This window comes from Actinomadura sp. WAC 06369, from assembly GCF_003947565.1.
Lineage (GTDB): Bacteria > Actinomycetota > Actinomycetes > Streptosporangiales > Streptosporangiaceae > Spirillospora > Spirillospora rifamycini.
This window is the reverse complement of the sequence record NZ_QHJN01000126.1, coordinates 1-24,409: the sequence shown is the minus strand read 5'-3', so window position 1 is coordinate 24,409 and position 24,409 is coordinate 1. Positions and strand designations below refer to the sequence as shown.

26 protein-coding genes are annotated in these 24,409 nt (G+C 77.5%); 13 read left to right on the top strand and 13 right to left on the bottom strand.

The window, feature by feature from the left end; all coding sequences use genetic code 11:
• The 6 genes from DMH08_RS28295 to DMH08_RS28270 all read left to right on the top strand — a co-directional run.
• On the top strand, window positions 1-1,529 hold a 1,529-nt coding region (locus tag DMH08_RS28295), incomplete at its 5' end, for a sensor histidine kinase (protein WP_442778655.1).
• A gap of 85 nt (window positions 1,530-1,614) precedes the next feature.
• Window positions 1,615-2,280, top strand: coding sequence for a response regulator (locus DMH08_RS28290; protein ID WP_026401754.1), 666 nt, complete (start codon window positions 1,615-1,617; stop codon window positions 2,278-2,280).
• Window positions 2,281-2,335: 55 nt separating this feature from the next.
• Window positions 2,336-2,995: an RNA polymerase sigma factor gene (locus tag DMH08_RS28285; protein WP_233617856.1), complete on the top strand. Its 660-nt coding sequence runs from the start codon at window positions 2,336-2,338 to the stop codon at window positions 2,993-2,995.
• A complete protein-coding gene (locus tag DMH08_RS28280) occupies window positions 2,992-3,864 on the top strand; it encodes a methylated-DNA--[protein]-cysteine S-methyltransferase (protein ID WP_125618842.1) in 873 nt (290 codons plus the stop codon). Before DMH08_RS28285 ends, DMH08_RS28280 begins: the two co-directional genes overlap by 4 nt.
• A 78-nt stretch (window positions 3,865-3,942) precedes the next feature.
• Window positions 3,943-5,001: an NAD-dependent epimerase/dehydratase family protein gene (locus tag DMH08_RS28275; RefSeq protein ID WP_026401752.1), complete on the top strand. Its 1,059-nt coding sequence runs from the start codon at window positions 3,943-3,945 to the stop codon at window positions 4,999-5,001.
• Between the two features lie 105 nt (window positions 5,002-5,106).
• Window positions 5,107-5,358, top strand: coding sequence for a hypothetical protein (locus tag DMH08_RS28270; RefSeq protein ID WP_026401751.1), 252 nt, complete (start codon window positions 5,107-5,109; stop codon window positions 5,356-5,358).
• A 138-nt stretch (window positions 5,359-5,496) separates the two neighbouring features.
• Here the strand turns inward: DMH08_RS28270 and DMH08_RS28265 are convergent, their stop codons facing one another.
• The 3 genes from DMH08_RS28265 to DMH08_RS28255 are packed head-to-tail and all read right to left on the bottom strand — an operon-like array spanning window position 5,497 to window position 7,682.
• On the bottom strand, window positions 5,497-5,772 hold the full coding sequence (locus DMH08_RS28265; protein ID WP_051300510.1) for a CDGSH iron-sulfur domain-containing protein: 276 nt from the start codon (window positions 5,770-5,772) through the stop codon (window positions 5,497-5,499).
• Entirely contained in the window at window positions 5,747-6,511 is a 765-nt protein-coding gene (locus tag DMH08_RS28260; protein WP_325052951.1) for a HemK2/MTQ2 family protein methyltransferase, read from the bottom strand. Before DMH08_RS28260 ends, DMH08_RS28265 begins: the two co-directional genes overlap by 26 nt.
• A gap of 46 nt (window positions 6,512-6,557) precedes the next feature.
• Window positions 6,558-7,682 (bottom strand): iron-containing redox enzyme family protein, encoded by a 1,125-nt coding sequence (locus DMH08_RS28255; RefSeq protein WP_125618838.1) that lies wholly within the window; start codon window positions 7,680-7,682, stop codon window positions 6,558-6,560.
• 229 nt (window positions 7,683-7,911) lie between these two features.
• Between DMH08_RS28255 and DMH08_RS28250 the strand changes: the two genes are divergently transcribed.
• A complete protein-coding gene (locus tag DMH08_RS28250; protein ID WP_125618837.1) occupies window positions 7,912-8,505 on the top strand; it encodes a cysteine hydrolase family protein in 594 nt (197 codons plus the stop codon).
• 12 nt (window positions 8,506-8,517) lie between these two features.
• Window positions 8,518-9,504 carry a GlxA family transcriptional regulator gene (locus DMH08_RS28245; RefSeq protein ID WP_125618835.1) on the top strand — a complete coding sequence of 329 codons (987 nt, stop codon included), beginning with the start codon at window positions 8,518-8,520 and terminating at the stop codon, window positions 9,502-9,504.
• A 65-nt stretch (window positions 9,505-9,569) separates the two neighbouring features.
• On the opposite strand, the gene DMH08_RS28240 is transcribed toward DMH08_RS28245, so the two are convergent.
• The 4 genes from DMH08_RS28240 to DMH08_RS28225 form a co-directional block, all read right to left on the bottom strand.
• Window positions 9,570-10,139: a TetR/AcrR family transcriptional regulator gene (locus DMH08_RS28240; protein WP_051300468.1), complete on the bottom strand. Its 570-nt coding sequence runs from the start codon at window positions 10,137-10,139 to the stop codon at window positions 9,570-9,572.
• Window positions 10,140-10,161: 22 nt separating this feature from the next.
• Window positions 10,162-10,788, bottom strand: coding sequence for an IMPACT family protein (locus DMH08_RS28235; protein ID WP_051300509.1), 627 nt, complete (start codon window positions 10,786-10,788; stop codon window positions 10,162-10,164).
• Window positions 10,789-10,833: 45 nt separating this feature from the next.
• Complete coding sequence (locus DMH08_RS41940; protein WP_233617855.1) at window positions 10,834-11,715, bottom strand: DUF3152 domain-containing protein; 882 nt, start codon at window positions 11,713-11,715, stop codon at window positions 10,834-10,836.
• A gap of 174 nt (window positions 11,716-11,889) precedes the next feature.
• On the bottom strand, window positions 11,890-12,669 hold the full coding sequence (locus tag DMH08_RS28225; protein ID WP_026401747.1) for an HAD-IIA family hydrolase: 780 nt from the start codon (window positions 12,667-12,669) through the stop codon (window positions 11,890-11,892).
• A 267-nt stretch (window positions 12,670-12,936) separates the two neighbouring features.
• Between DMH08_RS28225 and DMH08_RS28220 the strand changes: the two genes are divergently transcribed.
• The gene (locus DMH08_RS28220) at window positions 12,937-14,034 is read left to right on the top strand and encodes a class I adenylate-forming enzyme family protein (RefSeq protein WP_267898579.1); all 1,098 of its coding nucleotides are present in this window, start codon (window positions 12,937-12,939) and stop codon (window positions 14,032-14,034) included.
• Window positions 13,968-14,492 (top strand): class I adenylate-forming enzyme family protein, encoded by a 525-nt coding sequence (locus tag DMH08_RS42485; protein WP_267898578.1) that lies wholly within the window; start codon window positions 13,968-13,970, stop codon window positions 14,490-14,492. The genes DMH08_RS28220 and DMH08_RS42485 overlap by 67 nt, the downstream gene beginning before the upstream one ends.
• On the opposite strand, the gene DMH08_RS28215 is transcribed toward DMH08_RS42485, so the two are convergent.
• Window positions 14,449-15,456 carry a helix-turn-helix domain-containing protein gene (locus tag DMH08_RS28215; RefSeq protein WP_125618831.1) on the bottom strand — a complete coding sequence of 336 codons (1,008 nt, stop codon included), beginning with the start codon at window positions 15,454-15,456 and terminating at the stop codon, window positions 14,449-14,451. The two genes, DMH08_RS42485 and DMH08_RS28215, sit on opposite strands and share 44 nt — an antisense overlap.
• A 101-nt stretch (window positions 15,457-15,557) precedes the next feature.
• On the opposite strand from DMH08_RS28215, the gene DMH08_RS28210 reads away from it, so the two are divergent.
• Entirely contained in the window at window positions 15,558-16,589 is a 1,032-nt protein-coding gene (locus DMH08_RS28210) for a saccharopine dehydrogenase NADP-binding domain-containing protein (protein WP_125618829.1), read from the top strand.
• Window positions 16,590-16,673: 84 nt separating this feature from the next.
• Window positions 16,674-17,102, top strand: coding sequence for a RidA family protein (locus DMH08_RS28205; RefSeq protein WP_125618827.1), 429 nt, complete (start codon window positions 16,674-16,676; stop codon window positions 17,100-17,102).
• Between the two features lie 113 nt (window positions 17,103-17,215).
• Here the strand turns inward: DMH08_RS28205 and DMH08_RS28200 are convergent, their stop codons facing one another.
• The 3 genes from DMH08_RS28200 to DMH08_RS28190 form a co-directional block, all read right to left on the bottom strand.
• On the bottom strand, window positions 17,216-17,791 hold the full coding sequence (locus tag DMH08_RS28200) for a TerD family protein (protein WP_026401743.1): 576 nt from the start codon (window positions 17,789-17,791) through the stop codon (window positions 17,216-17,218).
• 176 nt (window positions 17,792-17,967) lie between these two features.
• On the bottom strand, window positions 17,968-19,842 hold the full coding sequence (locus DMH08_RS28195) for an acyl-CoA dehydrogenase (protein WP_233617854.1): 1,875 nt from the start codon (window positions 19,840-19,842) through the stop codon (window positions 17,968-17,970).
• A complete protein-coding gene (locus DMH08_RS28190; RefSeq protein ID WP_125618825.1) occupies window positions 19,839-20,885 on the bottom strand; it encodes an ACP S-malonyltransferase in 1,047 nt (348 codons plus the stop codon). Before DMH08_RS28190 ends, DMH08_RS28195 begins: the two co-directional genes overlap by 4 nt.
• A gap of 302 nt (window positions 20,886-21,187) precedes the next feature.
• Between DMH08_RS28190 and DMH08_RS28185 the strand changes: the two genes are divergently transcribed.
• Window positions 21,188-22,279: a 3-oxoacyl-ACP synthase III family protein gene (locus tag DMH08_RS28185; protein ID WP_125618823.1), complete on the top strand. Its 1,092-nt coding sequence runs from the start codon at window positions 21,188-21,190 to the stop codon at window positions 22,277-22,279.
• A gap of 56 nt (window positions 22,280-22,335) precedes the next feature.
• On the opposite strand, the gene DMH08_RS28180 is transcribed toward DMH08_RS28185, so the two are convergent.
• Together DMH08_RS28180 and DMH08_RS28175 are read right to left on the bottom strand one after the other, a co-directional pair.
• Window positions 22,336-22,770: a DoxX family protein gene (locus DMH08_RS28180; RefSeq protein ID WP_125618821.1), complete on the bottom strand. Its 435-nt coding sequence runs from the start codon at window positions 22,768-22,770 to the stop codon at window positions 22,336-22,338.
• A gap of 164 nt (window positions 22,771-22,934) precedes the next feature.
• A complete protein-coding gene (locus DMH08_RS28175; RefSeq protein ID WP_125618819.1) occupies window positions 22,935-24,314 on the bottom strand; it encodes a hypothetical protein in 1,380 nt (459 codons plus the stop codon).
• Window positions 24,315-24,409 lie beyond the last annotated feature (95 nt).

The window sequence follows — 24,409 nt, the reverse complement described above, 5'->3', positions numbered from 1 at the left end:
CTTCCGCAGACGCCTCCCCCGGCGACCCCGCGGGACGCCCGGCGGGGGGACGCGCGGGCCGGCGCGCGCGTCCGCTCGTCCGGCGGCTGCGGACCCGCGCGGCGGCCCTCGCCGCCGACCCGGAAACCGGGGCCCCGGAAAGCGGGGCCCGTACCGCGCGGCGGCCGCCGGTCCCGCGCGGGGACGCCGTGCTCGCCGCCGTCGCGCTGCTGGCCACGCTGGGACTCAGCATGGCGGCCGTCCGGCCCGGCGACCGGAACCTGTGGCCGGCCGGCGCCGCGATGATCGTCGCGGCGACGCTGGCGCTGGCCGTGCGGCGGCGCCACCCCGCGATCGTGCTGGCCGTCGCGATCACGGTGCCGCAGGTGTACTACCCGCTCGGGTACCCCGACGGGCCGATCATGCTCGTCTCCTACATCGCGCTGTTCAGCGCGGCGGTCGAATGCCGGCTGATCGTGCCGCTGAGCGCGGTGTTCGCGTCGAACGCCGGGTTCATCGTGGCGTCGGTGCTGTGGGGCGACAGCAACTCCGACCCGGACGCGCCGCTGGACGCCCAGGGCCTGGCGGCGTTCACGCTGGGCCTGCTGGCCACGGTCGGCGCCGGCCAGTACATCCGCGGTCGCCGCGCGCAGGCCGAGGCCGCCGAGCGGCGCGCGGCCGCCGCCGAACGCGACCGCGAGCAGGAGGCGCGGCGCCGCGAGACGCAGGAGCGGCTGCGGATCGCGCGGGAGCTGCACGACGTGCTGGCCCACCAGATCTCTCTGATCAACGTGCAGGCGGGCGCGGCGCTGCACCGCCGCGACGACCCCGAGCGCGCCTACGCGGCCCTGGAGGCGATCAAGGCGGCGAGCAAGGAGACGCTGCGGGAGCTGCGCGGGGTGCTGGGCGTGCTGCGGCAGGTCGACCAGGACGACGACGCTCCCGGCCGCATCGGCGGCGAGGGCCCGGTGCCGGGCGGCGGCCCGGTGGCGCCGGTGCCGTCGCTGGCGCGCGTCGGGGAACTGCTGGAGCAGACGGCCGCGGCGGGACTCGTCGTGCGGCGCGTCGGCGACCTGGCGCCCGCACCCGACACCCCCGCACCCGACGCGATGCCGCCCGACGCGACGGGGGCCGAAGGGAACGCGGCGGACGGTACCGCGGCGGACCGCACGGATCGGGCGGACCGCACGGGTCTGGAGGCGCTGGCGACGCTGCCCGCGCCGGTCGGCCTCGCCGGATACCGCATCGTGCAGGAGGCGCTGACCAACGCCGTCCGGCATTCCGGGGCCGAGGAGGTCACCGTCGAGATCCGCCGCACCCCCGCGGCGGTGATCGTCCAGGTCGTCGACGACGGCGCCGGCGCCCCCGCGGACGCCGCCGCGGGCGGGGACGGCGGCGGGAACGGGCTGCGCGGGATGCGCGAGCGCGCCGCCGCCGTCGGCGGCGAGCTGATGGCCGGGCCCGCCCCCGGCGGCGGCTTCCGGGTGTGGGCGCGGCTCCCGCTGGGCCGGCCGCCGGACGGCGCGTCCGGACCGGGCGGCCGGGCCTGACCCGGCGGCGGGACGCACGGCGCGCCGGGCGGGCGCGGAAACGGGTGAGCGCGGCGCGACGGGCGCCGCTGAAGGAGGAGATGGCGTGATCCGGGTAGTGCTGGCCGACGACCAGACGCTGGTGCGGGCGGGTTTCCGGTCGATCCTGGAAGGCGAGGACGACATCGAGATCGTCGCCGAGTGCGGGGACGGCGAACGGGCCGTGCGGCTGGCCGCCGAGCTGCGGCCCGACGTGGTCCTGATGGACATCCGCATGCCCGTCCTCGACGGGCTCGAGGCCACCCGCCGCATCACCGGCGACCCGCGCCTCGACGACGTCCGCGTGGTGATCCTGACGACCTTCGACCTCGACGACTACGTCTACGGGGCGATCAAGGCGGGCGCCAGCGGGTTCCTGGTCAAGGACACCGAGCCGCCCGAGCTGATCCACGGCGTGCGGGTCGTCGCGCGCGGCGACGCGCTGCTGGCGCCGACCGTGACGCGGCGGCTCATCGCCGAGTTCGCGTCCCGCATCAGCACGCCGCCGCCCGCCGCGCGGCTCGACGCCCTCACCGACCGGGAACGCGAGGTGCTGGCCCTGGTGGCGGCGGGGCTGTCCAACGAGGAGATCGCCGGGCGGCTGGTGCTGTCTCCCGCCACCGCCAAGACCCATGTCAGCCGTATCCTGGCCAAGGTCGGGGCGCGCGACCGGGCGCAGCTGGTCGTCCTGGCCTACGAGACCGGCATGATCCGCCCCGGCTGGCTCGGCTGACGGCCCCGCCCGGGGCGGGGTGCAACCGGTCCGGGCGGCGCGGTGTTGAACGGAAGTGACGGTTACGACGGAGGCACCGGCGATCGGCGACGCACCGCAGGCCCGCGACGTCCCGGCCCCGCCGGACGAACGCGGCGCCGAGGTCGCCGCGGCGCTCGCCGGCGACCTGGACGCGGGGTTCGCGGTGCTGTACGAGGCGTACCGGGGTGTGGTGTTCTCCACCGCGCTGCGGCTGTGCGGCCGGTGGGCCGAGGCGGAGGACCTGTCCGCCGAGGCGTTCCTGCGCGCCTACCGGGCGCTGTGCGGGTACGGGCCGGACCGGATCGCCGCGCTGCGGCCCCGCGCCTGGCTGCTGACGATCCTGATGAACCTGTGGCGCAACGGGCTGCGGTCGGCGGCGCGGCGGCCGCGGCCGGGCCCGCTGGAGGACGCCGGCGATCCGCCCGACCCGGCCGAGGGCGTGGAGGACGCCGCGGCGCGGCGCGAGACCGGCCGGGAACTGGCCGCGCTGCTGGCCGGGCTGCCCGAGCGGCAGCGCGCCGCCGTGGTGCTGCGGCACGTCGCCGACCTGCCCGTCGCCGAGATCGCCGACGTGCTCGGCCTGCCGCAGGGCACCGTCAAGTCGCACATCTCCCGCGGACTGGCCCGCCTGCGCGCCGCCCGCGAGGACGACCAGGGGACGCGGCGTCCCGCACAGCGAGGGGGGAACCGATGACCCGCACCGATCCCGCGAACAGCCCCGCGAACGGCCCCGTGTTCGGCCGTGCGGACCGCCGGGCCGATCGGCCCGGTTCCGGTCCGGCGCCCGACGCGGCGCTCGATCCGGCGGGCGGTCTGGCCGCCGATCTGGCCGCCGGTCTCGCCGCTGAGCTGTCCGGGCTGGCCGCCGACGCGCCGCCCGGGCTGCTGGACCGCATCGCCGCGCGCCGCGTCCGCGTCCCGGGCCCCCTGCCGGACCTGCACGTCGCCTTCACCGACCGGGGCGTGGCGTTCCTGCGCGCCGGGCTGGACGCCGAGGCGTTCACCGCCGCGTTCCGCGAACGGTTCGCGCGGCCGCTGCTGCCCGCCGACCGTCCGCCCGCCGGGCTGCTGCCCGCGCTGCGCGCCGGCCGCCCCGCCGGGGTCCCGCTCGACCTGCGCGGCCTCACCGAGTTCGAGGCGGCGGTGCTGCGCGCCGCCGCCGCCATCCCGCGCGGGCAGATCCGCCCCTACGCGTGGGTCGCGCGGGAGGCGGGCCACCCGCGGGCGGTGCGGGCCGTCGGGACGGCGCTGGGCCGCAACCCCGTCCCGCTGCTGATCCCCTGCCACCGCGTCACCCGCTCCGACGGGTCCGCCGGGCAGTACGTGTTCGGCGACGACGCCAAGCTGCGGCTGCTGCGCGGCGAGGACGTCGACGTGGACGCCGTCGCCGACCTCGCCCGGCGCGGCACCCGGCTGATCGGCAGCGGCACCACCGGCATCGTGTGCTACCCGACGTGCGGCGACGCGCGCCGCATCACCCCCGCCCACCGCCGCGGCTTCGCGAACCTGGCCGCCGCGCGGGCCGCCGGGTACCGGCCGTGCGCCCGCTGCCGCCCCGCCTGACCCGTTCCCCCGCATAGTTCCGCACGTGGCGGGAATGGGGCGTCCACCTGCGGGGACGACCCAAGGAGGGGAACGAGCATGCGCGTCGTCGTGATCGGCGCCACCGGCAACATCGGCACCAGCACCGTCCGGGCGCTGGCCGCCGACCCGGACGTCACCCGGATCACCGCGCTGGCCCGCCGGCTGCCCGGCACCGGCGCCGGAGACACCGAGAAGACCGAGTGGGTCGAGGCGGACGTCACCGACAGCGACCTGGTCGCGCCGATGCGCGGCGCCGACGCGGTGATCCACCTGGCCTGGCTGTTCCAGCCCACGCACCGCCCGGCGGTGACGTGGGACGCCAACGCCGTCGGCAGCGCCCGCGTGTTCGACGCCGCCGCCGAGGCGGGCGTGCCCGCGCTGGTGTACTCCTCGTCGGTGGGGGCCTACTCGCCGGGGCCCAAGGACCGCGCCGTGGACGAGGGGTGGCCGACGCACGGCTGGCCCGGCGCCGCCTACAGCCGCGAGAAGGCGTATGTCGAGCGGCTGCTGGACGCGTTCGAGGCGGCCCATCCCGACCGGCGCGTCGTGCGGATGCGGCCCGGGTTCGTGTTCGAGCGGCAGACCGCGGCGCAGCAGCGGCGGCTGTTCGCCGGTCCGCTGCTGCCCGGCCGCCTCGCCCGCGCCGACCGCATCGGGGTCGTGCCGGACATGCCGGGCCTGCGGTTCCAGGTGCTGCACTCGGCCGACGCGGGCGAGGCGTTCCGGCTCGCCGCGGTCCGGGACGTGCGCGGCCCGTTCAACATCGCCGCCGACCCGGTCATCGACGCCGCCGAGCTCGCCGACATGCTGGGCGCCCGCACGGTGCGGGTGCCGCAGCGGGGCGTGCGGGCCGCGCTCGCCGCGGCGTGGGGCCTGCACCTGGTGCCGGCCTCGCCGGGGCTGTTCGACCTGGCGATGGAGCTGCCGATCATGGACACCGCGCGGGCCCGCACGGAACTGGGCTGGACGCCGCGGCACTCGTCCCGCGAGGCGCTGCTGCAGTTCCTGGAGGGGCTGCGCACCGGCGCCGGCCGCGACACCCCGCCGCTGGCGCCGGGCACCGGCGGCCCGGGGCGCGTCCGCGAGTTCGCCACCGGCGTCGGCCGCCGCCCCTGACCGCACGCGCGCGGCCCCGGCCGCGACCGCATCGCATCGCATCGACCACACCTACGTCTCGGCCCCGGGCGCGCCCCGGGGCCGGGTCATCCGAGGAGGGCCCTCATGGCCACGATCACTTCCGCGCACCTGCACGACCTGCTCGCCTCCACCGACCGCGACGCCGCGCTCGTCGTCGTCGAGGGCCGGGCCGCCGTGGTGCCCTCGTCGCCCACCCGGACCGGGGAACCGGGCGACGCCCTGGTCATCACCACCCGCGACGCCGTGATCGCCGAGCTCGACACGGGCGCGAACGAGGAGCAGATCGAGCAGCTCGCCCAGCGCCTCGACGTCGCCCTGGACAGCCTCGGCGGCTGACTCCCCCGGCCGGGCCGACGCGCGATCCGTGTTACTACCGGCCGGCCGCCGCTCCGTCCGCGCCCGAGTCCCCGTCCGTCCGGGCGCGGCTCGCTGCGGCTCGAGGGCCCGGACGGACGGAGTTCCCCGGCGGGTCGGTCAGTCCGCGCCGCTCCCGCTCGAGCCGTCGTCCGCGCCGTCGCCCGTTTCCTGGGACGGGCGTGCGGGACGTGCGCGGCGGCGGTGGCTGGTGTCGCAGAATGGGTAGGCGCGGCTGCGGCGGCAGGCGCACAGCGCCACCGTGAAGCGGTCCGAGGCCACCACCCGGCCGTCCTCCAGCTCCACCTCGACCGGGCCCTCCACCAGCACCGGGCCGCCCTTGACCAGCCGCACCCGCCGCCGGTCGGCGTCAGGCCGCCCGCCGGGCGCCGTCACGCCGTCCACCTCGCTCACCGCCCCCCGCGGGCCCGCCCCGCCCGCCGTATCCACCGTATCCACCGTGCCCGTTGTGTCCGTGGCCGCGCGTCCCGGTCAGGTCGGCCCGCACCACCACCAGCTCCTCGTGGCGCTGCCCGCACCGCACCGCGCCCCGCGCCTCCAGGCTCGCCGCCCGGCGCCGCATCACCGGCCCGAACGGCTCGTCGCGCCGCGCCGCCACCACCGGGCGCGTGCCCGCGTCCCGCAGCGCCACCAGCGTCGCCGCCACCCCGCTCAGCGCCGACTGCACCACCAGCAGCGTCCCGCCCGGCGCCAGATGGGCCGGGGCCTGCGCGCAGATCCGGTCCAGCAGCGCCCGCCCGCACGGGCCCGCCTCCCACGCCCGGGCGCGGCCCCGCACCTCCTCCGGGAAGGCGTCGCCGATCACGTACGGGGGGTTGGCGACGATCACGTCGAACCGCTCCCCCGCCACCGGCTCGAACAGGTCGCCGCGCAGCACCCGCACCGGCAGGTTCCGCAGCCGCGCGTTGACCCGCGCCGCCAGCACCGCGCCCGCCGCCACGTCCACCGCGACGACCTCGCGGGCCCCGCAGCGCGCGGCCGCCACCGCCATCGCGCCCGTCCCGGTCCCCACGTCCAGCACCCGGGCGCCCGCCGCGACGCCCGCGCGGCGCAGCGCGCCCGCCAGCAGGGCGGTGTCGGCCTGCGGCCGGTACACGCCCGGCGGCCTCAGCATCGGCACATCGCCCCTGTACCGCGAGAAAACCATGACAAACCCCCCATCAGCCGCATGCGATCCGGTCACCGGGCGCCGCCCCCGCGAGGGGACGCCGCAGCGACGACCGCGGCGGGTCCGATCCCCACGCGCCCAGCAGGTGCGCCGCGAGCCGGTCCTCCAGCAGGCCCGTCGCCCGCACCCCGAACGTCACGTCCGCCGCCAGCTCCGGCTCGTCCGCCAGCAGCCCGCCGATCACGTCGTGCCGCAGCACCTGCTCGTGGACGGCGTCGGCCTCGATGTGCTCGGTGTAGAACAGCAGGGCCCGCGGCCCCGCGCCCAGTCGCTCCAGCGCCCGCGCCATCCGCCGCGCGGCGGGCGCCGTGGTGATCTCCGCGGCGGCGAAGTGCCCCACCAGCGCGCCGCGCAGCGACCGGCGCAGCCCGAAGCACGACATCATGTTCACCGTCGCCAGCATCGGCGCCGGGGCCGCGTCCACGTAGGCGCCGTAGGCGGAGTCCAGGCCCAGGTCCTCCAGCAGGTCGGCGTACAGCCCGGCGTGGATGCGGTCGGGGCGGCCGCCGCCGAACTCGTCGTGCTCGACCGCGACCAGCGCCGTCTTGGCGCGGCCCCGCAGCCGCGGGATCACCCAGGCGTGCGGGTCGGCCTCCTTCAGGTGGTACACCGAGCGGTGCGCGGCGTGCTCCAGCAGCTGCCACCGCTCCCCCGCGTCCCGCAGGTGCCCGGTGACGCCCCCGCCGCCGTCCGCGGGCTCCACCAGCAGCTCGTCCAGGGCGTCCTCCAGCTCCGTCCGCGCGTCGCGGCCCGCCCGCGCGGTCGCGGGCGCCGCGGTGCCGGCGCGCAGGGCGTCCAGGAAGACCGCTTCGAGCGCGCCGCGCAGCCGCAGCAGCTCGGGGTCCCACTCCCAGTCCGGGGAGACGCCGGCGAACCCGCGGTAGTGCAGCTCGTAGCAGACGTGCAGGGCCAGCTGCAGGTCGTCGCCGTAAGGGTCGGCGGACCCCGCGTCCCGCGGCAGCGGCGCGGCCGCGCCCGGCCGCGCCGGGCCGCCCGGGGAGCGCCCCGCGAGAGCCTCGATCACGGCGCGCGACAGGGGGCCGCGCGGCTCCGGCAGGACGGGCGCCGCGTCCCTCCCGCCCGGTCGCAGCGGCGGCGCGCTCTGCTCGACTGCCATGTCCCCTCCCGTGGTCGGATCCCGTCGCCCCCCGGTACCCGCTCACCGGGCGCCCATACGCCGCCCCGGCCATGCGCCCGGTCACACCCGCTGGGCACCGGCGAGACGCCCGTGGCCGCGGACCCGGCCACGGCCACGGCCCGGGCCGCGGCGCCGCTGACCGGATCGTTCCGGTGCGCGCCGGGATCGGGCCTGCCGCAAGGGCGTCCCGCCCGGCAGGATCGCGGGCATGAACCGAGCGCTTCTCGTCATCGACGTCCAGGAGTCCTTCCGGCGGCGGCCCAACTGGCGGGCCGTGTCGGCGCCCGACATCGCCGACCGCGCCGCACGGCTCGTCGGCGCCGCCCGCGCCGTCGGCGACACCGTCGTGTGGGTGCTGCACACCGAACCCGGCAGCGGCACCCCCTTCGACCCCGCCCTCGGCCACGTGCGGCTCATGGACGGCCTCGAGCCCGCGCCCGGCGAACCCGTCGTGACCAAGACCTCCCGCAACGCGTTCACCACCACCGGGCTGCAGCGGCTGCTCACCGCCCGCGGCGTCCGCGAAGTGGTGATCTGCGGCATCCAGACCGAGCAGTGCTGCGAGACCACCGCGCGCCTGGCCGCCGACCTGGGCTACGGCGTCGTGTTCGTCACCGACGCCACCGCCACGTTCCCCATCGAGCACCGCGACGCGCCGCCCGGCCGCGGCCTCGACCGGATCCTCGCCGACCCCGCGACCCTGCCGACCGACCAGATCATCGCCCGCACCGAGTACGCCCTCGCCGGCCGGTTCGCCGCCATCGCCGCCCTGGACGACCTCGCCCCCGCGTCCGCCCGGTAGGCTGACCGGATCGTGACCAGGATCGTCTTCCTGCTCGTGCCCGGCGTGCACCTGCTCGACCTCGCCGGGCCCGCGCAGGTGTTCTTCGCCGCCTCCGACGTCCTCGGCGACCCCGCCGACTCCGCCCCCGCCGACTCCGAACCCGCCGCCCCCGGCCCGGAGCGCGCCGCGGGCACCGGCGGGGGCGGGTACCGGCTGCTGTACGTGGCCGAGCGGGAGGGCGTCACCAGCGCCCAGGGGCTGCGCCTGGACGCCGGCACCCGCTGGCCCGACCCGGATCCCGGCGACGTCCTGCTGGTCCCCGGTTGGCGATGGTCGACCGGGGCTCCGCACACCGCCCCGGTCGGCGCCGACACGGCCCGCCGCATCGCCGCCCACCACGCCGCCGGGGGCCTGGTCGCCAGCGTCTGCGCGGGCGCGTTCGCCCTCGGCCAGGCCGGGCTGCTGGACGGCCGCCGCTGCACCACCCACCACGAACTGCAGGACGTCCTGGCCCGCCGCCACCCGCGCGCCTCCGTCGTCCGCGACGTCCTGTACGTCACCGACGACCGGGTCGTCACCTCCGCGGGGATCGCCAGCGGGATCGACCTGGCGCTGCACCTGGTCGCCGCGCGGCACGGTCCCGGCGTCGCCGCGCGGGTCGCCCGGACGATGGTGGTGTACGCGCGCCGCAACGGCGAGGAGCCGCAGGACGGCGTCATGCTGCGGCACCGCGCGCACCTCAGCGACGCCGTCCACCGGGTGCAGGACGCGATCGACGCCGGGTACGCGCGGCCGCTGCCGCTGGCGGCGCTGGCCGCCGCGGCCGGGGTCAGCGAGCGCACCCTCACCCGCCGGTTCGCCGCCGCGACCGGCCTCACCCCGCTGCGCTACCAGCAGGAGCTGCGCCTGGAGCGGGCCGAGCACCTGATCGGGCAGGGCGCCACCGCCGAGTCCGCCGCCCGCGCCGTCGGCTTCGCCGACGCCCGCATGCTGCGCCGCCTGCGCGCCCGCGCCTGACCGCCCCCCGCCTGCCGTCCCCACCGACCGTCCCCACCGACCGGTGCCGGCGGCGGGCGGGGGCGTCAGCGGTCGGGGCGGGCCAGCGCCCCGGTCAGGAACAGCGCGGTGACGGCCGCGCACGCCTCCTCCACGCCCATCCGCCGCCGCACGACCCGCGACACCACACCCTCCAGCAGGCTGAAGTACAGCTCGGCGAGGGTGTGGACGGGGATGTCGCGGCGCAGCGACCCGCCCGCGGCGCCGCGCTCGAACACCGTGCGCAGCGGACCGACGAGCCGGGCGTCGACGCGGCGGACCTCCGCGGGGCCCTTGTCGAGCAGCCCGAGCGCCCGGTACTTGCTGATCACGGCGATCGTCGCGCGGGTCGTCCGGGCGATCGCCTCCTCGGTGGAGACGGCGTCGAGGCGGGCGGCGGCGAGCCGCTCGCCCAGGTCGGCGAACGCCGCCTCGTACAGGGAGCGCAGCAGCGCGTCCCGGTCGGGGAAGTAGCGGTCCAGCGTCGCGCGCGCGACGCCCGCGGCGCGCGCGATGTCGGCCATGCTCGCCTGCTCGCCGTCCTCGGCCAGCACCGTCGCCGCCGCGTCGAGGATCCCCGCCCGGACGCGGTCGGGCCGCACCGTGCTCCTGGTCATCGCCCCAAGGGTACCGGCGCCCTCACGGGACGACCGGCACCTCGACGTGCCCGGCGGCGCCGGTCCGCACCGCCGCGCGTCCCGCGGTCGCCTCCGCCGCCCACGCCGTGAACTCTTCGACGCGCTCCGCCGGCACCGTCGCGTCCGCCTCCACGCCCGCCCCGTAGCGGACGTCGGCCGGCTGCCCCCACCGCGCGTGCAGGTCGCCGAGGAACCGTCCGGCCAGGTCGTGGCCGACCGCGACGGTCACCGTCACCACCGGCCGCAGCTCCACCACCCCGGCCGCGTCGACCGCCGCCGACACCGCCTGCCCGTAGGCGCGCACCAGCCCGCCCGCGCCGAGCTTCACCCCGCCGAAGTAGCGGGTGACGACCGCCGCGGTCCCGGTCAGGCCGCGCCGCACCAGCACCTCCAGCATCGGGATCCCGGCGGTGCCCGCCGGTTCGCCGTCGTCGCTGCTCTTGGTGATCTCCCCGTGCTCGCCCACCACGTAGGCGGTGCAGTTGTGGGTGGCGTCGCGGTGCGCGCGGCGGTGCGCGGCGATGAACGCGACCGCCTCGTCCTCGTCGGCGACCCGCGCCAGCGTGCAGACGAACCGGGACCGGCGGACCTCCAGCTCGCGGGTCACACCGCCGCCGATCATGCGCACGGGCACCGCCGGCCGCGCCGGGAACAGCAGATCATCGCCCGTACCCTACCGGCCTCCGGCCGGGGCGCCGCCCGGGTGGGGCCAGGGGTTGGGGCGGCACCCGTACAGCGACTTGGTCTGCTGCACCATCACCGGCGCCCGCTCGCCCGGGCCGGGGCACGACCGGTGCCCGTGCCCGAGGGCGTGCCCCACCTCGTGGTTGACGAGGTACTCCCGGTAGGACAGGACGTCGCGGCCGTAGGAGTCGTCGCCGGACGCCCACCGCAGCGCGTTGATCACCGACCGTTCGCCCTCGCGGCACGACAGCTGCCCGCCGGTGATCAGCGGCGCGCACACCCGGTCGGTCAGCGCCGGGGACGACAGCGACACCCGGAACCGGACCGGGCCCCCGCTCACCCGCCGGAACCGCATCGCGCCGCCGTGGCCCCAGCCGCGCGGGTCGTTGAGGATGCGGTGCACCTGGTCGGCGAACCGGGGGCCGGTGAACGGCAGCCCGCGCTCCACCTCGACCAGGTAGTCCACGACGGGCCCGCGCGTCCCGGCGGGCGGCGCAGTCGTGCCGGGGACGACGGCGTACCCGCCGCCCGCCGACCGCGGGATCTGCACCGGTGCGGGCTGCCGCCGCCCGTTGACGAGGGGGCCGGTCTCGCCGGCCGGCGCGCCCGCCCGGCCGCCCGCCTGCGCGCTCGCCTGGCCGCTCGCGGGGGTGCGGGGCGGGCCGCTCGCCGCCGTCCGCGCCGGGCTCGCCGGCGCGGGCCCTGCGGCGGGGCGCCCGTCGCCGGACGACGACACCACCGCGACGGTCGCCGCGGCCGCGGCGACGGCCAGCGCCGCGGCCGTCCCGGCCGCCCACCGCGCCCGCCGGCGCCCCCGCCCGCGGCGGTGGGACGGGCGGGGCGCGGCGGCCGGGTCCTGGAGATCGTGCACGGTGCTCCGCTCGGCGGTCGGGCACCGGGGCGCGCGGCCGGGACGTCGCCGCACGGCCGAGCGCCGCGCCCGCGGACGTCCCCCGTGGCCCGCCGGTGCGAGAAGATGATCGTCACCGATCGTAACGGGGGGCGGCCGGCGCGGGCGCCGCCGGGGCGCCGCGCCGGCGGCGGGCTAGATCAGCTCGACCAGGTCGGCGATGGACGCCGCCACGCGGGACGGGCGGAACGGGAACCGGCCGATCTCGTCCTCGCGGGTCACCCCGGTCAGCACCAGGATCGTCTCCAGGCCCGCTTCGACGCCCGCGACGATGTCGGTGTCCATCCGGTCGCCGATCATCGCGGTGGACTCGCTGTGGCCGCCGACGACGTTCAGCGCCGTCCGCATCATCAGCGGGTTGGGCTTGCCGACGAAGTACGGTTCCACGTTCGTCGCCCGGGTGATCATCGCGGCGACCGCGCCGGTGGCGGGCAGCGCGCCCTCGGGCGACGGGCCGATCGGGTCGGGGTTGGTCGCCACGAACCGGGCGCCGCCCTCGATGAGCCGGACGGCCTTGGTGATCTGGGAGAAGCTGTAGGTGCGGGTCTCCCCCAGCACCACGTAGTCGGGGTCGATGTCGGTCAGCACGAAGTCGTTCTCGTGCAGCGCCGTCGTCAGCCCCGCCTCCCCGATCACGTACGCCGACCCCTGCGGGCGCTGGTCGGCCAGGAACCGCGCGGTCGCCAGCGCCGACGTCCAGATCGACTCGGCGGGCACCCGCAGCCCCAGCGCCGCCAGCCGCGCCGACAGGTCGCGCCGGGTGTAGATGGAGTTGTTGGTGAGGATCAGGAAGGGTTTGCCGGAGGCGGCGAGGCGGTCCACGAACTCCTCGGCGCCGGGGACGGGCCGCCCCTCGTGCACCAGGACACCGTCCATGTCCGACAACCAGTACTCGATCGGCCCGCGCTCGGTCATGTCCCCATTGTCGCAGGTGGAGATCACCGCTCCGGACGAGCGGGCGCCCGCCGGCGCGGCCCTCGGGGCCGGCGCGCCGCCCGCCGCCCGGCGCACGGCGGGCACGCGGCCGGGGCGCGCCGGGAGCCGCCCGGGAGCATGCCGGGGGCGCGTCGGGGCGTTGACCTGGACGTGACGCGGGTCATACATTTCCGGGACGGCGCACCGAACCGTGTTCGGCGTCCGGTGCCGGGCGGGAGGGCGCCGCGACCCGCTGGAGGCGCGAAGGTGCGGAGCATCGCCGAGGTCCGGGCGGCCATGACGGCCCCCGGGCAGCCGTTCGAGATGGACGAGATCGACATCCGCGGGGTGCGGACCCGCGTGTGGAAGCACGCGCCGCCCACCCTGCGGGACGTGCTGGAGGCGTCCCGCGCGCACGGCGACGCCGACTTCATCGTCTACGAGGGCGACCGGCTGACGTTCGCCGGCCACTACGCGCGCGCCGCGGAACTGGAGTTCGGGCTACGCGACAGCGGCGCGCGGGTGCTGGTCGCCGACGCGCAGCGCGCCGAGCGCCTCGCCGGCGTGCTGCCCGGCCTGGACGCCGCCGTCCTGGTCGCCCGTCCCGGCGACACGGGCGCGCCGGCGGGCGCCGAGGACTTCGACGCCGTGGTCGACGCGGCCCTGCACGCCGCGGGGGGCGCGGCGGCGGCCGCCCCGCCGGACGTCGCGCTCGAGCCCGAGGACGACGCGACGATCTTCTACACGTCCGGCACGACCGGCCGCCCCAAGGGCGCGCTGGGCACCCACCGCAACATCACCGGCAACCCGATCGGCCTCGCCTACGGGCTGGCGTCGGCGGGGGTCCGCGCGGGCCGCCCGGTGGCGGAGCTGATGGCGCCGCAGCGCCGGGTGACGCTGCTGAGCGTGCCGCTGTTCCACGCCACCGGCTGCCATTCGGTGCTGGTGTCCAGCGCCCTGCAGGGCGGCACCGTCGTGCTGATGTACAAGTGGGACGCCGCCGAGGCGCTGCGGCTCATCGAGCGGGAGCGGGTCACCGGGTTCGGCGGCGTGCCCACCATGGCCTGGCAGGTGCTGACCTCGCCCGACTTCGACGCCTACGACACCTCCAGCCTCACCGGCGTCAGCTACGGCGGCGCGCCGGCCGCGCCCGCGCTGGTCGACACGATCCGCGAGCGGCTGCCCGACCGGGTGCCGGGCAACGGGTACGGGCTGACCGAGACGTCGTCGGTCACCACCTACAACGGCGGCGTCAACTACCTGGAGCGGCCCGACAGCGTCGGCCCGCCGGTGGCGGTGTGCGACGTGAAGGCGTCGGGCCGGACGGCGCCGACCTGCCGGCGGGCGAGGTCGGCGAGCTGCTGATCAAGGGGCCCAACGTCATCAAGGGCTACTGGAACCGGCCCGAGGAGACCGCCCGCGCGTTCGCGGACGGCTGGTTCCGCAGCGGCGACCTGGCCCGCGTGGACGCCGACGGGTTCGTCTACATCGTCGACCGGGCCAAGGACATGCTGATCCGCGGCGGGGAGAACGTGTACTGCGCCGAGGTGGAGGCGGCCCTGTACGAGCATCCGGCGGTGGCCGACTGCGCGGTGATCGGCGTCCCGCACGACGTGCTGGGCGAGGAGGTCGGCGCCGTGGTCGTGCCGCGGCCGGGGGCGGAGCTCACCGCCGGGGACGCGCGGGAGTTCCTGGCGGGGCGGATCGCGGCGTTCAAGGTCCCGGCCCACTGGTGGTTCCGCGCGGAGGGCCTGCCCCGCAACCCCGGCGGGAAGATCCTCAAGACGCGGCTGCGGGAGGAGCTGCTGGCCGCGCCCCGCTAGGCGCGGACCCGACGGGCGCGGTGCCGCGGGTGCGGCGGAAGGTGCGGCGGTAGGCGTCGGGCGGGACGCCGACGGTGCGGTGGAAGTGCCGGCGCAGCGTCGCGGCGCTGCCCATGCCGGTGGCCGCCGCGACGGCGTCGACGCCGTCGTCGGTGGTCTCCAGCAGTTCCTGGGCGAGGCGGATCCGCTGGGTCAGCAGCCACTGCAGCGGGGTGGTGCCGGTCGCCGCCCGGAAGTGGCGGCCCAGGTTCCGCGGGCTCATCCGGGCGCGGCGGGCCAGGTCGGTCACGGTCAGCGGCCGGTCGAGCCGCTCGATCGCCCACGCGAACAGCTCGGCGAGGGGGTGGCCGTCCGGGGCGGGCACCGGGGCGGTGACGAACTGGGCCTGGCCGCCGTCGCGGTGCGGCGGCACGACCAGGCGGCGCGCGACCGCGTTGGCGACCGCGGAGCCGCGGTCGCGGCGGACCAGGTGCAGGCACAGGTCCATGGCGGCGGCCTTGCCCGCGGAGGTCAGGACGCTGCCCTCGTCCACGTAGAGGACGTCCGGGTCGACCCGGACGCGGGGGTGGCGGTCGGCGAGCGCGGCGGTGTGCGCCCAGTGCGTGGTCGCGCGCCGGCCGTCCAGCAGGCCGGCGGCGGCGAGCACGAACGCGCCGGTGCACAGGGACGCCACGCGCGCTCCGGCGGCGTGGGCCGCGCGCACCGCGTCGACCAGTTCGGCGGGCGGGTCGGCGCCGGTGTCGGCCCAGCCCGGCACGATCACGGTCCGGGCGCGGGCGAGCCGGTCGAGTCCGGCGTCGGGTTCCAGGGCGAACCGGCCGATCCGCACGGGGGCCGGCCCGCACACGGCGAGGTCGTACCAGGGGCCCGGCACGCCGGCCGGTGCGGCGCCGAAGACCTCGTGGGCCAGGGACAGCTCGAAGTGGAGCATCCCGTCGGTGACGGCCAGCGCGACGGTATCCATGTCCGAAAGTGTACGGATCATGGCGTTCCAGACGCTCGCGGCCGGGCGGGTGCCCGCGCCAGAATCTCCGTGGTTGATCGTTCAAGCACATGGGAGAGACCGTGGGATCGGGACAGACGGTGGCGGTGTTCGGCGCGTACGGGCACACCGGGCGCTTCGTGGTGGACGAGCTGCTGGAGCGCGGGTTCGTCCCGGTGGCGTCCGGCCGCGACGAAGGCCGGCTGCGGGAGCTCGCGGCGTCCCGCCCGGGGCTGGCGGCGCGGCCCGCGACGGTCGGCGACCCGGCCTCCCTCGACCGGGCGCTGGCCGGCGCGGCGGCGGTGGTCAACGCCGCCGGGCCCTTCGCCGCGACGGCCGCGCCCGTGATCGACGCGGCCCTGCGGGCGGGCGTCCCGTACCTGGACGTGGCCGCAGAGATCGAGGCCAACGCCGACACGTTCGCGCACTTCGGCGACCGGGCCCGCGCCGCGGGGGCGGTGGTCGTCCCCGCGATGGCCTTCTTCGGCGGCCTCGGCGACCTGCTGGTCACCGCGGCGATGGGCGACTGGGCGTCCGCCGACGAGGCGCACATCGCCTACGGGCTGAGCGGCTGGCACCCCACGGAGGGGACGCGCGCCTCGGGCCGGGTGTCGCGGGAGCGGCGCGGCGGCGGCCGCGTCCGCCACGCCAACGGGCGGCTGGAGTACCGCCACGACGACCCGCCGGTCCTGGAGTGGCCCTTCCCCGCGCCGCTGGGGACCCGGTCCGTGATCGGGGAGTTCTCGATGGCCGACGTCGTCACCGTCCCCCACCACCTGCCGATCCCCGAGGTGCGCACCTACATGACGGTCGAGGCGGCCGGGGACGTGGCGTCGCCGGACACGCCCGCGCCGGCCGCGGCCGACGGGACCGGGCGCTCCGCGCAGACCTTCCTCGTCGACGTCGTCGTGCGCTCCGGCGGCGCCGAGCGGCGCGCCGTGGCGCGGGGCCGCGACATCTACGCCGTCACCGCGCCGCTCGTCGTGGAGGCGGTCGGCCGCGTGCTGTCGGGGCGGGTCCGCGCCGCGGGAGTCGTGTCCGCCGGGGAGGTGTTCGACGCGCCCGACTTCCTGAAGGCGCTGTCCCCGCACGTCTCGGTCGACCTGCGCCCGTGACCGAGGGCGGGCGCCCGCGCGGACGGCCGGTGCCTGCGGGCCCGGGGCGGCCGGTAGCGTGCCCGGGTGGACGAGCATGATCCGATGAACGAACGCGGTCCCCGCGAGGGGACCGGAATCCGGGAGATCGACGCGCCGGGGCTGCCGCCCGGCCCCGGCTACAGCCACGCGGTGTCGGCCGACGTGCCGGGGCGGCTGGTCGTCCTCAGCGGCCAGATCGCGCTGGACGGGGACGGGAACCTGGTGGGGCCCGGCGACCTGGAGGCCCAGACCCGGCAGGTGTTCGCCAACCTCGGGGCCGCGCTGGAGGCGGCCGGGGCGCGGTGGGAGCACGTCGTGCGGCTGGGGTACTTCCTGCTGGACGCGCGCGGCGTCGGCGTGGTGCGGGCCGTCCGGGAGGAGATGCTGCCGGGCGGCCTGGCGCCCGCGGCGTCGCTGGTCGAGGTGGCGCGCCTGGTCCGCGACGACCTGCTGGTCGAGATCGAGGCGATGGCCGTCGTCCCGTCCGGCTGAGCGCCGCCCCGGCGCACGGCCGGACACCCGCTGCCGAACGCTCGATGAGGGGCCCGGCACGGGGAAGGCGGGCCCGGGACCGGATCCCGGGCCCGCCTTCCGCGGCGCGCGTGTCAGACGTTGACGCCGAAGTCGGACGCGATGCCCGACAGGCCCGAGGCGTAGCCCTGGCCGACGGCGCGGAACTTCCACTCCTCGCCGTTGCGGTACAGCTCGCCGAACACCATGGCGGTCTCGGTCGAGGCGTCCTCCGACAGGTCGTAGCGGGCGATCTCGCTGTTGTCGGCCTTGTTCACCACGCGGATGAACGCGTTGCGGACCTGGCCGAAGTTCTGCTGGCGGCTGTCGGCGTCGTAGATGGACACCGGGAACACGATCTTGGTGACCTCGGCCGGGACGGTGGACAGGCCCACCTGGATCTGCTCGTCGTCGCCCTCGCCCTCGCCGGTGAGGTTGTCGCCGGTGTGCTCGACCGAGCCGTCGGGGCTCTTGAGGTTGTTGAAGAACACGAAGTGCTGGTCCGACAGGACCTTGTTCTCCGCGTTGAGCAGCAGGGCGCTGGCGTCCAGGTCGAAGTCGGTCCCGGTCGTGGTGCGCACGTCCCAGCCCAGACCCACCACCACGGCGGTCAGTCCGGGAGCCTCCTTCGTCAGCGAGACGTTGCCGCCCTTGCTCAGACTGACTCCCACTGTTGCTACCTCCGTATCGATTGCGGGTGCCGGTCACCCGCGCGGGTCTCTACGAGTCTCCTACGAGAACGGTAGTCACCTCGCGCGGGTTCCCCCGCATCCTCGGGCAAGTCGCGGCGTGGCGCGCGCTTTTCTCGGCTTTCACCGTCCCGTTGTCCCCGGGCGGCGGGACGGGGTCAGCCGGTGAGGAAGGCCGTCGGCGCGGTGATCTCGGCGGGCAGGTCGAACGCGGCCGCCAGGTCCCCGGCGCGGGGGGCGAGGTCGTCGCAGACGCGGCGCCGCGCCGCCCACGCCTCGTCCAGCGCGCCCGGCGGCAGCACCCCCTCGTTGAGCAGGTCGCCCGCGCGGCGGTCGATCCAGTTGAGGGCGTGCAGGGTCAGCACGGGCCGCAGCGCGGCGGGGCCGGTGTCCAGGGCGCGGACGAGGATCTCCAGGGTGATGCGGTCGGCGCAGGCGGTGGCGGTGCGGGCGGCCAGGACGAGGTTGTCGTTCCACGCGGTGAACGGGTCGGCGCCGGCGTCGCGGGCCGCGGCGACGCGGGCGGCGAGCCGGTCGCGCATCCGCCGCTCGGTCTCGCCCGCCAGGAACCGCCACACCGCCGGGGAGGCTAGGTCGCCGCCGTCGGGCGGGCCGGGTTCGGCGGGCGGGGGCGTGTAGCGGTCGAGGTCGGCCATCGCGCGGGCGGTGTCGTAGAGGATCAGCTCGTTGTCGCCGCCGGCGTTCATGTAGGCGTGGGTGAGGCCGCGGTAGGCGTTGAGCCGTTCGACGGCGGCGAAGCCGGGGGCGCCGCTGTGCACGCGGCACGCCGAGACGGTCTCCTGCGCCTGGACGGTCGCGGCGGCCTTCAGCAGCGCCAGGTCGCGGTCGACGGCCGACCAGGGCGCCCACGCGGTGTCGGGCCCGGCGTCGCCGGGGCTCGCCGCGGTCGCGCCGGGCGCGTCGGCGGAGGTGCGGCGGGCCTGGACGTGCGCGGCGACGGCGGTGAGCGCGTATCCGGACGCCAGCGCCGACAGCACCGCCTCGCGCTGGTTGCGGTAGTCGGTGAGGGCGCGGCGGGGCGCGAGGCGGCCGAGGGTGGCGCGGCCGGCGGAGTGCGCGAGGAGCATCCCGGCGGACGCGCGGGTGACGGCGGCCGACGCGGAGATGACGGCCCGCCACACCGCGGGCGCGATCGCCATGGAGCGGGTGAGGCGGGCGGCGGGGGTGCCGGCGGGGTCGTGGAAGGCGCCGTCGGGGGCGATGCCCGCGCCGTCGCGCAGCCACGCCTCGTAGGGGACGCGGAGCCCGTCGAGGCGGACGGCGCCGTAGTCGATCTGCAGGCCGGTCGTCTCGGGCGCGGGGACGATGCGGGCGCCGTCGGCGATGCGCCCGCCGGGGCCGCGCAGCGGCACCATGAACACGAACACGCCGCGTTCCTCGCCGCCGTGCTCGAGGGTGGCGTAGACGGCGGCGGTCTTGGGCAGTGCGGGGTGGGCGGTGTTGGTGGGGAATTTGGCGGCCGCGGCGTCGGGGGTGGTGAGGACGAACCCGCCGGTGCGGGGGTCGTGGCGCGCGATCGTCCGGGGCGACAGGTGGCTGTTGCTGCGGCCGACCTCGGTCATCAGCAGGGTGCCGAAGGAGTCCATCGACTCCAGTGCCGCGCCCGCCGCGCCACCCGGGCCGTCCTGCCCGGCGCCGAACCGCAGGACGGGCCCGTACGCGAGGGTGTAGTGCAGCATCGTGACGTGGAACAGGGCGGGGTCGGCGATCGCGGCGCGTTCCAGCAGCGCGCACAGCAGCGGCGGGTCGTCCAGCAGTTCGGCGGCGGGCGGCGCGGCGAGCCCGGCGCGGCGCAGCCGCCGGTAGGTGAGGGCCTGGTGCTCGCGGGCGGTGAGCCCGTCGGGGTAGGCGAAGCAGTCGGCGGGGACGGCCTCGGCGAGCCGCGCCCGGATCTTGTCGTCGCGGGCGCCGCCGCGCGCGAACGCCAGCAGGTCGGGGTCGGGGACGCCGTGCGCGGCCACCGGCGCCGGTTCCGCGCCGTCGGGCCCGCCGTCGGGCATGGTGTGGGTCATCGCGGCTGCTCCCGTCGGGCGGAGGGGTCGGTGGTCGCGCTGGAGGCGGCCTTGCCGGTGGCGCCGCCGGCGGAGCGGCGGGGCCGGTCGCGCAGCGGGACGAGGACGCGGGCGCCGGGCAGGGTGAGGCGGGCGCACTGGCACAGGGCGTCGCCGGGTCCGGCCTCGGTGAACACGGTGGCGCCCGCGGCGTCGACCTGCCGCAGGGTGTCGGGGAGCCGGACGGGTTTGACGATGCAGTCGGCCAGGGCGCGGTGCAGGTCGTCGTCGTCGCGGTAGGCGCGGCCGCGCACCGGGGAGTGCACGGCGATCTCCAGGGGGCGCTGCGGGAACGCGCGGATCGTCGCGTACCACTCGTCGTCGGCGCCGGCCATGGCGGGATGGTGCGACAGGTAGGGCACGGCGAGCCGCACGGCGCGGACGCCGCCGTCGCGGGCGGCGTCCAGGACCTTGTCCAGGTCCGCGTCAGGGCCGGACACGACCGTGACGCCGGGTGCGTTGAGGCAGGCCACGACGACGCCGGGGGCGCCGGCGGCGGCGATGCGGTCGCGGGCGCCGTCCTCGCCGGTCTCCAGCAGGGCCATGCCGCCGCCGGCGCCGCGGCGGGCGAGGACGTCCACGAGCGCGACGGCCATGCGGGCGCCGTCGGCGATCGTGAACGCGCCCGCGGACACGGTCGCGGCGATCTCGCCGAAGCTCTGCCCGACGGCGATGCGCGGCGTCACCCCGGCGGTGCGCAGCGCGCGGTCGACGGCGACGGACGCGGCGTACCCGCACAGCTGGGCGACGCCGGGGGCGCGGGCGGCGGCGCGGTAGGCGGCGGGGTCGTCCAGCAGGATCGTCCGCAGCGACGGCCAGCCGGTGCGGGGCAGGCCCTCCTGGACGGCGTCCAGGACGTCGGCGACGGCGCGGGCGGCGGCGGGTCCGGAGCGGGCCAGTGCGGGCAGGTCGGGGACGGCGGCCGATCCGGTTCCGGCGAACAGGAACGCGCACACGTCGTCGGGCTTGAGCTCGTCGGCCGGGCGGAAAGAGGGCGAGGCCACGCGGTGTCTCCTTACCTGGAAGGAAGACTCTCGTTTCTTTTTCGATAAAGGCCGCTGAACATCTCGATATAGAACGGAAATCCCGAAATGGGATTATTCCTTTATGGGATCGGTCTGGCAACCGTCGGCGGCGCGTCCGGAACCCGTTCCCCGCGGGTTCCGCGCGCTCGGGGCGCCGGCGGAACGGCCGTCCGGATAGGGGGATCGAGAAGGGCCGGCCGAGAAAAGCCGGGCGGGACCGTCAGCCGAGAATGCAGCCGACCACGATCACCGGCGGCGAGCCGGGCGCGAGGGAGCGACGCATGACCTGGCCGAACCAGCGACCGACGACCGGGCCCGCGGCGAGCGGGCCGCGGGAAGCCCCGTATTCCGGACCGGACGGGCGCGCACCGGGCGGCGCGCCCGGCTGGGCGATCCGCGGCACCGGCTCCCACCTGCCGCGGCGGCGGGTCCGCAGCGAGGAGGTGTCGCGCTCGCTGGGCCTGGACCCCGGCTGGATCGAGCGCCGCACCGGCATCCGCGAGCGCCGGGTCGCCGCCGGCTCCGAGGCGTCCTCGGACCTGGCCGCGCACGCCGCCCGCCGCGCCATGGCCGACGCCGGGATCCGCCCCGACGACGTCGGCCTGATCGTGCTGGGCACCTCCACGCCCGACGAGCTCGGCCCTTCCACGGCGTGCCGCGTGCAGGCGCTGCTGGGCGCCCGGCACGCCGCCGCGTTCGACGTCGCCGCCGCCTGCACCGGGTTCGTCTACGGGCTGCAGACCGCCGTGGGGTGGCTGGCGACCCAGCGGGGCGCGCCGCCGTGCGCGCTGGTCATCGGCGTGGAGGTGTACTCCAAGTTCCTCGACCCTGCCGACCGGGGGACGGCCGCGCTGTTCGGCGACGGCGCCGCCGCGGCCGTCGTCGGGCCCGTCCCCTCCCCCTACGGGATCGGGCCGGTCACACTCGGCTCGGACGGCACCCGCGCCGGCGACGTGCTGATCCCCGCGGGCGGGGGCCGCCGCCCCGCGTCGGCCGAGACGCTGGCGGAGCGCGAGCACACCATCCGCATGGACGGCCGCGCGGTCCGCGACTTCATCGCCGCGACGTTCCCGCGGCTGGTGGCCGAGGCGGTGGACGGCGCCGGGATCAAGCCCGCGGACCTGGCGCTGGTGGTGCCGCACCAGCCGAACCCGGCGCTGGTCGCCTCGCTGGCGCCCGACGCCGGGCTGGAGCCCGGGCAGCTCGCGATCGCCGGCCACGACGTCGGCAACATCGGCGCCGCCAGCCTCCCCTACGCGCTCGACACCGCGCTGCGGGCCCGTCCGCCCGCACCCGGGGACCTGGTGCTGCTGGCGGGGTTCGGCGCGGGCCTGACCTGGGGCCACACGATCGTCACGTGGCCGCCGTCCTGACCGTGCGGCGGGCCCGGCGCGCCACCGGTCAGGGACGCGCATACGGCGGGCGGGGGTCAGCGGCGCAGCAGCGACCGCGGGTCGGCCAGCAGCGCGCGGGTGTCGGCGCGGCGGTCCCAGGCGACGGCGGCGAACACGGCGCCGAGCGCGACGGGGAACAGCGCCCACGCCGACTCGATCACCAGCAGCTGGGTGAGGGCGGCGCCGATCATCAGCCCGATCAGGCCGATCGCGGCCAGACCCGCCAGCCGGGGGATCACCAGGCCGACCGCGCCCGCGACCTCGACGGCGCCGACGAAGTACCGCATGAAGTCGTTCCAGCCGAGCGCGGCGAACGTCTCGACGGCGTCGGCCTGCCCGACGAACTTGGGCAGCCCGGACGCGACCAGCAGGAACGCCGCGATCAGGATCTGCGCGCCCCACAGGACGCGCCGCCCGGTGCGGCGGTCCCCGGTCGCGGCGGCGGTGGCGGGGATGCGGGTGGCGGTCATGGCGGTGGTCCTTCCGTGCGGTGTCGCGGCGGCCTCTCACTGACACGTCGAACGGGACCCCGCCGTATCGACAACGCTCCAGACCTTTCCTCGACCTTCTTTCGAGGCGCCCGTTTCCGCAGGCCAGAGCCCGCTTCAGTCGGGGGCGTCTTCGGCGGCGGCGGTCACCAGGGAGACAGGACCAGCGCCTGGACGGCCAGGGCGGTGCACGCCTGCGCGGCCAGCCAGGCCCGCGCCGGAGGCCGGTGGACGGCCGCGGCCACCACCAGCCACGCCGCGAACGGCACCCAGATCCGCTCCACCTCCCCCTTGGTGACGCCCGACACGTCCAGCGCCAGGGTGCCCAGCAGCGCCGCGCCCGCCGGGAGCGCCGTCCCGAGGCCCGGCACCGCCGCCCGCAGCCGCGCGGCCCGCCGCAGGACGCCCAGCGTCCGGGGCAGGGCGTGCGCGACGGCGGGGCCGGTCAGCAGGCCCAGCACCGCGAGGTCGGCGAACAGGAAGTACCAGTAGGGCCGCTGCGCCGACCCACCGCTGATCAGGTAGGTGTCCAGGGTGGCGCGGACCCCGTCGGGCCACCGGAAGCCCAGGACGGTCAGGGCGACGGGCACCACCGCCAGGCCCGCCGCCCCGGCCGCGACCGCGGCGCGGCGGGGACGCGTCCCCGCCAGCACGGCGAGGGGCACGGCGAACAGCGGCAGCAGCCCGTAGCTGAGGTACGGCAGGGATCCCAGCAGCAGGCCGCCGCCGGCCGCGGCCGGGACCGCGGCGCGCCCGGCACGGCGCGCCGCGACGGCGACGAGCGCGGTCCCCCACGCCCCGACGCCGAGGAAGAACGCGTCCATGGCGGTCGCGACCCACAGCGCCAGCGGCGCCAGCACCAGGAACGGGACGGCGGCCCGCGCGGCCTCCTCCCCCGCCGTGCACCGCACGGTGACCGCGATCGCGGCCGCCGCCGACGCCCCCGCCGCGATGATCGCCGCGGCGAGCCATCCGGTGCCGCCCAGCCCGGCCGCCTCCAGCGCCCACAGCACCAGCATCGGCCCGGGCGGGTGCCCGCGGACGTGCGTGGTGTAGCCGTGCAGCCGCTCGGTGAACGTGCGCAGCCACTCCAGGACGTCCGGGCGCAGCTGCGCCATCCCGGCGGGGTACTCGGTGGGGGCGTCCAGCGGCGCGGCGAGCGCGCCCGGCCCGTCCGCCACGGCCAGCGCCACCGCCCACAGCGCGGCGCCCGCCCACGCGGCGGGCGGCAGCCACCGCCACGGCAGCCGCGCGGCCAGCACCGGCAGGACGGCGACGCCGGCGGCGGCGACCGCCGCCGCGGGCAGCATCCGCCAGGTCAGCGGATGCTCCCGCGCCCGCGCGTGCAGCGGCGGCAGGTCGTCCTCGGTGGCGATCCCGGCGCGGCGCAGCCACCATCCGGCGGCGAACGCCGCGACGATCGCCGCCGCCCACGCCGCCACGGCCCACGCCCCCGCGGCGGGCCGCCGGGCGGGCCCGGCCTTCTCCCGAAGGCCGCTTCCGCGCGTGCCGCCGGTGACCGTCATCGCGCTCCTCCCCGGTCGTCGGGTGTCCCGTCCGCCCCGCCGTCCGCGGGACGGACGTCCGGTGGGCGGCCTTCCGGAGGTCGGTCTTCCGGGGG

Bases quoted from the DNA above. Each gene is read 5' to 3' on its own strand.
- DMH08_RS28280 (WP_125618842.1), top strand. From the start codon at position 2,992: ATGACCCGCACCGATCCCGCGAACAGCCCCGCGAACGGCCCCGTGTTC.
- DMH08_RS28275 (WP_026401752.1), top strand. From the start codon at position 3,943: ATGCGCGTCGTCGTGATCGGCGCCACCGGCAACATCGGCACCAGCACC.
- DMH08_RS28270 (WP_026401751.1), top strand. From the start codon at position 5,107: ATGGCCACGATCACTTCCGCGCACCTGCACGACCTGCTCGCCTCCACC.
- DMH08_RS28260 (WP_325052951.1), bottom strand. From the start codon at position 6,511: ATGCTGAGGCCGCCGGGCGTGTACCGGCCGCAGGCCGACACCGCCCTG.
- DMH08_RS28255 (WP_125618838.1), bottom strand. From the start codon at position 7,682: ATGGCAGTCGAGCAGAGCGCGCCGCCGCTGCGACCGGGCGGGAGGGAC.
- DMH08_RS28250 (WP_125618837.1), top strand. From the start codon at position 7,912: ATGAACCGAGCGCTTCTCGTCATCGACGTCCAGGAGTCCTTCCGGCGG.
- DMH08_RS28240 (WP_051300468.1), bottom strand. From the start codon at position 10,139: ATGACCAGGAGCACGGTGCGGCCCGACCGCGTCCGGGCGGGGATCCTC.
- DMH08_RS28225 (WP_026401747.1), bottom strand. From the start codon at position 12,669: ATGACCGAGCGCGGGCCGATCGAGTACTGGTTGTCGGACATGGACGGT.
- DMH08_RS28215 (WP_125618831.1), bottom strand. From the start codon at position 15,456: ATGGATACCGTCGCGCTGGCCGTCACCGACGGGATGCTCCACTTCGAG.
- DMH08_RS28205 (WP_125618827.1), top strand. From the start codon at position 16,674: ATGAACGAACGCGGTCCCCGCGAGGGGACCGGAATCCGGGAGATCGAC.
- DMH08_RS28195 (WP_233617854.1), bottom strand. From the start codon at position 19,842: ATGACCCACACCATGCCCGACGGCGGGCCCGACGGCGCGGAACCGGCG.
- DMH08_RS28185 (WP_125618823.1), top strand. From the start codon at position 21,188: ATGACCTGGCCGAACCAGCGACCGACGACCGGGCCCGCGGCGAGCGGG.
- DMH08_RS28180 (WP_125618821.1), bottom strand. From the start codon at position 22,770: ATGACCGCCACCCGCATCCCCGCCACCGCCGCCGCGACCGGGGACCGC.
- DMH08_RS28175 (WP_125618819.1), bottom strand. From the start codon at position 24,314: ATGACGGTCACCGGCGGCACGCGCGGAAGCGGCCTTCGGGAGAAGGCC.